The sequence below is a fragment of the Zoogloea sp. genome, assembly GCF_041904905.1.
Classification (GTDB): Bacteria; Pseudomonadota; Gammaproteobacteria; order Burkholderiales; family Rhodocyclaceae; genus Zoogloea.
Genome location: NZ_JAYRMI010000056.1, coordinates 18,839 through 27,778, shown reverse-complemented (window position 1 = coordinate 27,778; position 8,940 = coordinate 18,839). Strand labels below are relative to the sequence as shown.

General features: G+C 73.9%; 8 protein-coding genes. All 8 read left to right on the top strand.

What is annotated here, in order from left to right; genetic code table 11:
* A partial coding sequence (locus tag ACE3N6_RS14410; protein WP_374246472.1) for a class I SAM-dependent methyltransferase occupies nucleotides 1-967 on the top strand: 967 nt, incomplete at its 5' end.
* Complete coding sequence (locus ACE3N6_RS14405; protein ID WP_374246470.1) at nucleotides 954-1,469, top strand: chalcone isomerase family protein; 516 nt, start codon at nucleotides 954-956, stop codon at nucleotides 1,467-1,469. The genes ACE3N6_RS14410 and ACE3N6_RS14405, both read left to right, overlap by 14 nt.
* 1 nt (nucleotide 1,470) lies before the next feature.
* A complete protein-coding gene (locus ACE3N6_RS14400) occupies nucleotides 1,471-2,697 on the top strand; it encodes an MFS transporter (RefSeq protein ID WP_374246469.1) in 1,227 nt (408 codons plus the stop codon).
* Nucleotides 2,694-3,224, top strand: coding sequence for a DUF3833 domain-containing protein (locus tag ACE3N6_RS14395; RefSeq protein ID WP_374246468.1), 531 nt, complete (start codon nucleotides 2,694-2,696; stop codon nucleotides 3,222-3,224). The genes ACE3N6_RS14400 and ACE3N6_RS14395 overlap by 4 nt, the downstream gene beginning before the upstream one ends.
* Nucleotides 3,221-3,976, top strand: a complete 756-nt coding sequence (locus ACE3N6_RS14390) for an SDR family NAD(P)-dependent oxidoreductase (RefSeq protein ID WP_374246467.1) — start codon at nucleotides 3,221-3,223, stop codon at nucleotides 3,974-3,976. Before ACE3N6_RS14395 ends, ACE3N6_RS14390 begins: the two co-directional genes overlap by 4 nt.
* Nucleotide 3,977: 1 nt before the next feature.
* Nucleotides 3,978-4,394, top strand: coding sequence for a nuclear transport factor 2 family protein (locus tag ACE3N6_RS14385; RefSeq protein WP_374246466.1), 417 nt, complete (start codon nucleotides 3,978-3,980; stop codon nucleotides 4,392-4,394).
* Between the two features lie 156 nt (nucleotides 4,395-4,550).
* The gene (locus ACE3N6_RS14380; RefSeq protein WP_374246465.1) at nucleotides 4,551-5,735 is read left to right on the top strand and encodes a two-component system response regulator; all 1,185 of its coding nucleotides are present in this window, start codon (nucleotides 4,551-4,553) and stop codon (nucleotides 5,733-5,735) included.
* A 35-nt stretch (nucleotides 5,736-5,770) separates the two neighbouring features.
* Nucleotides 5,771-8,935 carry a response regulator gene (locus tag ACE3N6_RS14375; protein ID WP_374246464.1) on the top strand — a complete coding sequence of 1,055 codons (3,165 nt, stop codon included), beginning with the start codon at nucleotides 5,771-5,773 and terminating at the stop codon, nucleotides 8,933-8,935.
* Nucleotides 8,936-8,940: the final 5 nt, after the last annotated feature.

Genomic DNA, 8,940 nt, shown 5'->3' with positions numbered 1-8,940 from the left:
CGAAGCCTACATCGACGGCCTGTGGGATTCGCCCGACCTGCCCGGCCTGCTCACCCTACTCGCCGCCAACCGCGACGCGCTCCAGAAGGCGCTCTACGGCTCCTGGCGCGAGCTGCTGTCGGCCCGCCTGCGCCACTGGCTCAACCGCAACAGCCGGGCCGGCAGCCGGCGCAACATCATGGCCCACTACGACCTGGGCAACGACTTCTACCGCCTGTGGCTCGACCCCGGCATGAGCTACTCGTCGGCCCTCTACCGCGAGGCCCAGGCGCCCACCCTGGAGGCGGCCCAGGACGCCAAGTACCGCCGCATCCTGCGCCGCCTCGACGCCCGGCCCGGCCAGCGGGTGCTCGAGATCGGCTGCGGCTGGGGCGGCTTTGCCGAACTCGCCACCCACAGCGGGCTGGCCCTCACCGGCCTCACCCTGTCGCCGGCCCAGCAGGCCTGGAGCCGCGCCCGGGTGCCGGCGGCGGACATCCGCCTGCAGGATTACCGGGACGTGAAGGAGCGCTTCGACCACATCGTCTCCATCGAGATGTTCGAGGCCGTGGGCGAGCGCTGGTGGCCCAGCTACTTCCGCACCCTCGCCCGCTGCCTCAAGCCCGGCGGCAAGGCCGTGGTGCAGACCATCGCCATCCGCGACGACCTCTTCGCCCGCTACCGCAAGGGCACCGACTTCATCCAGCAGTACATCTTCCCCGGCGGCATGCTGCCGTCGCGGCAGGCCTTCCGGGCCGAGGCGGCGCGGCGTGGGCTGACGGTGAAGGACGAGTTCGCCTTCGGGCCCGACTACGCCGCCACCCTCGCCCAGTGGCGGGCCAGCTTCGAGGCCAACTGGCCGCGCATCGAGCGGCTGGGCTTCGACGAGACCTTCCGTCGCCTGTGGCGGATGTACCTCGGTTACTGCGAGGCGGGCTTCCGGGCCGGCAGCGTCGATGTCGTCCAGTTCGAGCTTGTCCACCGCTAGGCGCCGGCTGCTGCGGGCGCTGGCCATCTGGCCGTGGCTGCCGGCCCTCGCCGCCGCCAGCCCGGCCGACCCCACCCGCGGGCTGCGGCGCTGGGGGCAGGGCGAGTTCCGCCGCTTCGGCTTTCTGGTGTACGAGGCCACCCTGTGGGGCGGCGACGACCCCCTTCGGCCGCCGCTGGCCCTGCGCCTGGACTACCGGCGCAGCATCGCCGGCAGCGCCATCGCCGACGCCAGCGTGAAGGAGATGCGCGCGCTTGGCGCCGACGAGGCCCAGCTGCGCCGCTGGGGCCCGGCGCTGGCCCGGCTCTTCCCCGACGTGAAGCCCGGCGACCACATCGTCGGCGTGTACCGGCCCGAGGGCGCCGCCTTCCTGTTCAACGGCCGGCCCCTGGGCGAGATCCCCGAGCCCGAGTTCGCCCAGCGCTTCTTTGCCATCTGGCTCGACCCGCGCACCCGCGCCCCCGAGCTGCGCGCGGCGCTGCTGCGCCGGCCGGAAGCCTGACATGCCGGCCCGCCGCGCCCTGGCCTACGGCCTGCTGGGCCTGCCGCTGGCCTTTGCCGCGCTGCCGGTTTATGTGCACGTGCCGCGCCTCTACGCCGACACCGCCGGGCTGCCGCTGGCGCTGCTGGGGGCGATCCTGCTGGGCGCGCGCCTGCTCGACGCGGGCATCGACCCGTGGCTGGGCGGGCTGGCCGACCGGCTGCCCCGCCGCACCCTGCTGGCGGTGGCCCTGGTGCCCTTCGCCGCCGGCTTCGTGGCGCTGGTGAACCCGCCCGGGCAGCACGCCGCGGGCTGGCTGCTGGGGGCGCTGGCGCTCACCTACCTGGGCTTCTCGGCGGCCACCGTGGCCTATCAGGCCTGGGGGGCCGACCTCGCCCCCGATTCGGGCGGGCGCACCCGGCTCACCGCCGCCCGGGAGGGCTTCGGGCTGGCCGGGGTGGTGCTGGCCGCCACCCTGCCCGGGCTGCTGGCGGCCGATGCCGCCACCGGGCTGGCGCGGCTTGGCTGGGTGCTGCCGCCCCTGCTGCTGGTGGCGGCGGTGACGACCCTGGTGGGCGTCGGGCCGGTGGCAGCGCGTGCGCCGGCCGTCGCCGAGCCCATCGCCACCGGCCTGCGCCGCACCCTGGCCGACCCCGCCTTCCGGCGCTTGCTGGCGGTGTTCGTCGCCAACGGCCTGGCCGCCGCGCTGCCGGCCACCCTGTTCCCCTTCTTCGTGGCCGACGTGCTGCAGGCCGAAGCCGCGGCCGGCCCCCTGCTGGCGGCCTACTTCCTGGCCGGCGCCGCGTCGCTGCCGGTGTGGGTGAGGCTCGCCGCCCGGCATGGGCGGGTGGTCGCGTGGGGGGTGGCCATCGGGCTGGCGATCATCGCCTTTGGCGGGGCGGCCCGGCTGGGGGCCGGCGACGTGGGCGCCTTTGCGCTGGTGTGCGTGGCCTCCGGGCTGGCCCTGGGGGCCGATCTGGCGCTGCCCGCCGCCATCGCCGCCGATCTGGGCGAACGTCAGGGGCGGGCCGGCGCCTGCTTCGGGGTGTGGAACCTCGCCGCCAAGCTCAACCTCGCCCTCGCCGCCGGGCTGGCCCTGCCGCTCCTGGCCTGGCTGGGCTATCGGCCGGGCAGCGGCGCCGGGCTGCCCGCCCTCTCCTTCGCCTACGCGCTGCTGCCGCTGGCCTTCAAGGCGCTGGCGGGGGCGCTGCTGTGGCGCTGGCGCCACTTTCTGGAGATCGAATCGTGAAAACCCTGCTCGCCACGACCCTGTGCCTGGGCCTCGCCGGCTGCGCCTCGCCGGGGGTCGAACAGTACAAGGCCGAAACCCCGGCGCTCGACCTGCCCACCTACCTCAACGGCACCCTCGACGCCTGGGGGCTCTTCCAGGACCGCTCGGGCGAGGTGAAGAAGCGCTTCCACGTGGTGATCGAGGCCCGCTGGGAGGGCGACACCGGGGTGCTCGACGAGCGCTTCGCGTGGTCCGACGGCAGCACCTCGCGCCGGGTGTGGACCCTCACCCGCCAGCCCGACGGCAGCTACCGCGGCCGCGCCGACGACGTGATCGGCGAGGCCCGGGGCGAGGTGGCCGGCAACGCCCTGCGCTGGCGCTACGTGCTGGCCCTGCCGGTGGATGGCCGGGTCTATCGCGTGGATTTCGACGACTGGATGTTCCTGATGGACGAACGCACCATGATGAACCGCTCCTACATGTCGAAGTGGGGCTTCCGGCTGGGCGAGGTGACCCTCACCTTCGTCCGCCGGCCCGCGCCATGAACCCGAAGCTCACCGACTGGCGCGGCCGGCGGGTGTGGCTGGTGGGCGCCTCCAGCGGCATCGGCGCGGCGCTGGCGCAGCGGCTGGCCGGGCTGGGGGCGCGGCTGGCCCTCACCGCCCGCAGCGCCGACGGGCTGGCCGCGCTGGGCATCGGCGACGCGCTGATCCTGCCCTGCGACGTCACCGACGCCGCCGCCCTGGCCGCCGCCCGGGCCCGCCTCGTCGCCGAATGGCAGGGCCTGGATGTGGCGATCTACCTGGCCGGCGACTACGTGCCGATGCGCGCCGCCGACTTCGATCTGGCGGTGGCCGAGCGGGTGGTGGCGGTCAACTTCGGCGGCGCGATGCGCCTTGCCGCCTGCGTGCTGGGCGATCTGGCCCCTGGCGGCGGGATCGCCTTCGTGGCCAGCGTGGCCGGCTACCGCGGCCTGCCCCGGGCCCTGTGCTACGGGCCGGGCAAGGCCGCGCTGATCCACTTTGCCGAGTGCCTGCACTTCGACCTCGCGCCGAAGGGCGTGGGGGTGTGGGTGGTCAATCCGGGCTTCGTGGCCACCCGCCTCACCGCCCGCAACGACTTTGCGATGCCGGCGCTGATGCGCCCCGAAGCCGCCGCCGAGGCGCTGGTGGCGGGGCTCGCCACGGGGCGCTTCGAGATCGATTTCCCGCAACGCTTCACCCGCATCATGAAGCTCCTGGCGTTGCTGCCCTACCGTTGGTATTTCCCGCTGGTGCGCCGGCGGACCGGAGCCTGAGATGAGCCTGAACGCCCTGGTCGCCTTCTACGAGGGCCTCACCGAAGCGCACGTCGCCCGCTTCCCGGCCTTCTACGCCGAGGACGCGGTGTTCGTCGACCCTTTCAACGACGTGCGCGGGGTGGCCGCCATCCAGCGCATCTTCCGCCACATGTTCCGTCAGGTGGAGGCGCCCCGCTTCGCGGTGAGCGAGCGGGTGGCCGACGCCGAAGGGGCGGTGCTGGTGTGGAGCTTCCACTTCCGGTTCCGATACAACGGCGAGGAACAAACGATCCGCGGTGTATCGCATCTGAAGTTCGACGACGACGGGCGGGTGAACTACCACCGGGATTACTGGGACGCCGCCGGCGAACTCTACGCCCGCCTGCCCGGTGTGGGGTTGCTGATGCGGCTGCTGCGGCGCCGGCTGGCCGCCTGAGCGGGGGCGTCGGGGGTTAAAGCCGCTTCGCCGTGCTGCCGTTATCCGGAGCGGTGGTACGCTGTGCCACGCTGGCGCCCCGTCCATGCCATACGGCAGCTCCCGGACGGGCGTCAGGGCGCAATCGAACCCCCGTATCCCGAACCGAGGCAGGTCATGACAAGCAACGGCAGCTCACCGCTCACCCCCGACACCAAGCCGGCCCAGACCATCCTGATCGTGGATGACACGCCGCAGAACCTGACCATCCTTGGCGAGCTTCTCCAGCCCTACTACCGGGTGCGCGCCGCCAACTCCGGCGAGCGGGCGCTGCGGGCCGCCGGCCTCCAGCCCACCCCCGACCTGATCCTGCTCGACGTGATGATGCCGGGGATGGACGGCTACGCGGTGCTGGAGCGCCTGCGCGCCGACCCCGCCACCCGCAACATCCCGGTGATCTTCGTCACCGCCATGCACGGCGTCGAGAGCGAGGAGCACGGCCTGGAGCTGGGCGCGGTGGACTACATCACCAAGCCGATCAACCCGGCCATCGTGCTGGCGCGGGTGCGCACCCACCTGGAACTCAAGCAGGCCCGCGACCGGCTGGCCCTCGAGAACGAGTGGCTGGAGGGCGAGGTGACGCGGCGGATGCGCGAGAACCTGCTGATCCAGGATCTCAGCGTGCGCGCCCTGGCCTGCCTGTCCGAAGCCCGCGACAACGAGACCGGCCTGCACATCGTGCGCACCCAGACCTACGTGGAGCTGCTGGCCCGCCGCCTGGCCGAGCACCCCCGCTTCTGCGAAGCCCTTGCCGGCGACCGCCTGGGCATGATCGTCAAGGCCGCGCCGCTGCACGACCTGGGCAAGGTGGGCATCCCCGACGGCATCCTGCTCAAGCCGGGCAAGCTCACCGACGAAGAGTTCGAGATCATGAAGCACCACGCCACCATCGGCGCCGACGCCATCGGCAAGGCCATGGCGCAGGCGTCGGCCAGCGCCGGCGTCGAGGCGGTGCAGAGCGCCTCGCGGGCCTTCCTGTTCCTGGGGGTGGCCCAGGAGATCGCCTCCGGCCACCACGAAAAGTGGGACGGTAGCGGCTACCCGCGCCGGCTCGCGGGCGACGCCATCCCCGTGTCGGCCCGGCTGATGGCCCTCGCCGACGTGTTCGACGCGCTGATGACCCGGCGGGTCTACAAGCCGCCCTTCAGCCTCGAGGAGACCACCCGGATCATCGTCGAGGGCCGCGGCCGGCACTTCGACCCGGACGTGGTGGACGCCTTCATGGCCTGCCGCGACGCCTTCGCCGACATCGCCGTGCGCTTCGCCGACCCGCTGCCCGAAGGCGCGGAGCAGGCGCGATGAGCCCCGGCCGCCCCGCCCGATGACCGCCCGCCACCATGGCCGCCGCGCGTCGCATCCGTTCCCTCACCGCCCCCGCGGGGTGGCGCGGGCCGAAACGCGGGCTGGCCGGCGCGGCCACCTTCCGGCGCCGACGCCGCCCGCCGGGCGGTGAGCCGGGCGCCGCGGGGCGCCGGCTGGCCGACACCCTCGACGCCCTGCCGGACGCCTACCTCGAAGTGCGCGGCGGCGGCCTCTGCCTCGACGCCCACGTCTGCCACAGCGCGCTGTTTGCCGGCGGCCCGGCGCCCCTGGCCGGCTGCGACCTGCGCACCCGGCTGGCCCCGGCACCCGCGGCCGAGCTGATGGCCGCCCTGGCCGGTGCCGCCGCCCACGGCAGCGACGCCGGCCGCATCCTGCGCATCGACGACGACGAGGGCGGCACGCACTGGTTCGAGCTGTCGGCGACGGCCCGCCCCGGCGGGCGCTTCGTGGTGCTGGCGCGGGACGTGAGCGCCCGCCACCGGGCCGACGAGGAGCAGGCCCGCCTGAGCCGCCGCCTGGAGGCCGAGGTGGCCCGGCGCACCGCCGACCTCGCCGCCGCCATCGAGGAGGAGGCGGCGATCCTCGATTCGGCCAGCGTCGGCATCGTGGTGATGAAGGATCGGCGGATCGTGCGCACCAACCGGCGCATGGACGAGATGTTCGGCTACCCCGCCGGCGCTCAGGTGGGCCAGCCCACCCGCATCTGGTACGGCAACGACGACGACTGGGCCGCGGTGGGCGACGAGGTGCGCGAGCAGGTGTGGCGCGGCCAGACCCACCAGTGCGTGCAGGCCCTGCGGCGGTGCGACGGCAGCCGCTTCTGGGCGCGCATGTCGGGCCGGGCGATCGACGCGGCCGACCCGGCCAAGGGCATGGTCGGGATCGTCGAGGACATCACCGCCGAGCGCGCCGCGGTGGAGGCGCTGCAGCGCGCCCGCGCCCTGGCCGAGGAGGCGGTGCGGGTCAAGTCGGATTTCCTGGCCAACATGAGCCACGAGATCCGCACCCCGATGAACGCCATCGTCGGCATGGCCTACCTCACCCTCCAGACCCGCCTCACCGGCCGCCAGCGGGATTACCTCACCAAGATCCAGACCGCCAGCCAGCACCTGCTGGGCATCATCAACGACATCCTCGACATCTCGAAGATCGAGGCCGGCAAGTTGAGCATCGAGCACGTGGGCTTCTCCCTCGACCGGGTGCTCGACAACGTCACCGGGCTCATCGCCGGCAAGACCGCCGACAAGGGGCTGGAGCTGGTCGTCGATGTGGCCGACGCGGTGCCCGACGCGCTGGTCGGCGACCCCCTGCGGCTGGGCCAGATCCTCATCAACTTCGCCAACAACGCGGTGAAGTTCACCGAGCGGGGCGAGGTGACCATCCGGGTGCGGCTGGCCGAGGCGTCGGCCGACGGGGTGTGCCTGCGCTTCGCGGTCAGCGACACCGGCATCGGCATCACCGACGAGCAGCGGAGCCGGCTGTTCCGCAGCTTCGAGCAGGCCGACTCATCCACCACCCGCAAGTACGGCGGCACCGGCCTGGGGCTGGCGATCAGCAAGCGGCTGGCCGAGCTGATGGGCGGCGAGGTGGGCGTGGACAGCATCCCCGGCGTCGGCTCCACCTTCTGGTTCACCGCCCGGCTCGGGCGCGGGGTGGCGGCGCCCCGGCGGGTGCTGCCCCGCGCCGAGCTGGCCGGCCGCGCCATGCTGGTGGTGGACGACAACCCCAACGCCCGCGAGGTGCTGGCCGACATGCTCCGGCGCATGGGCTTTGCGGTGGAGGCGGTGGATTCGGGCGCCGCGGCGGTGCGCGCGGTGCAGGCCGCCGACGCCAGCGGCAAACCCTTCGCGGTGGTGTTCCTGGACTGGCAGATGCCCGACCGGGACGGCATCGCCACCGCCGGCGACATCCGCCGGCTGCCCCTGGCCGACCCGCCGCGGCTGGCGATCGTCACCGCCTACGGCCGCGAGGAGCTGATCCGGTCGGCCGGCGGCGCCGACATCCGCGACGTGCTGGTCAAGCCGGTCAACGCCTCGCTGCTGTTCGACACGGTGGTCCGGCTGCTGGCCGACGAGGGCCTGGGCGAGGCGGAGCCGGGCGAGGCCGCGCCCGCCAGCCTGCCGGCGCCCGACCTGGGCAGCATCGCCGGCGCGCGGGTGCTGCTGGTGGAGGACAACGAGCTTAACCGGCAGGTGGCCACCGAGCTGCTGGCCCACGCCGGCCTGGCGGTGGAGGTGGCCGAGAATGGCGCGGTGGCCGTCGCCCGGGTGGTGTCGGGGGCCTACGATCTGGTGCTGATGGACATGCAGATGCCGGTGATGGACGGGCTCACCGCCACCCGGGCGATCCGCGCCAACCCCGATCTGGCCTGGCTGCCCATCGTGGCGATGACCGCCAACGCGATGAGCGGCGACCGGGAGCGCTGCCTGGCCGCGGGGATGCAGGATCACGTGGCCAAGCCCATCGACCCGCCCAGCCTGTGGGCGGCGCTGTTGCGCTGGATCAAGCCCCGCGCGGGGCTGCACGCGCAGCCCGCAGGCGCGGCCCGGCCCGGGGCCGAGCGCGACGACGCGATCCGGCGGCTGCGGGGCGTCGCGGGGCTGGATGTGCCGACCGGGGTGCGCAACGCCCTCGGGCGGGAGGGGCTCTACGTGGCGCTGCTGGGCAAGTTCGTCGCCGGCCAGCGGGATTTCCCGGCCCACGTGGCGTCGGCGCTGGCGGAGCTGGACTGGACGTCGGCCGAGCGGCTGGCCCACACCCTGAAGGGGGTGGCGGCGCAGGTCGGGGCTCACGGGCTGGCCGAGCTGGCGGGGCGCTTCGAGCAGGCGCTGCGGGCCCGCGAGCGGTTGGCGGTGACGGTGCCGCTGCAAGCCGAGATCAGCCGCTGCCTGGGCGAGCTGGTGACGGCGATTGCCGCGGCGCTGCCCGGCGAGCCTGGTGCGCCGCCCCCGGTGGCGGTGGATCGGGACGCGCTGCGGGCGGTCTGCATGCAGTTGTTGCAGGAGCTGGCCCACGACGATTTTGCCGCCGGCCGCACCCTGGACGCCCACGAGGCGCTGCTGCGCACCGGGCTGGGGCACCGCTTTCCGGTGCTGGCCGAGGCGGTGCGGGTGTTCGACTTCGGGCTGGCCCTGCGCTGCCTGAGCGAGGCGGTGGCGAACCTGGGCCTGGCGCGCTGAGGCGG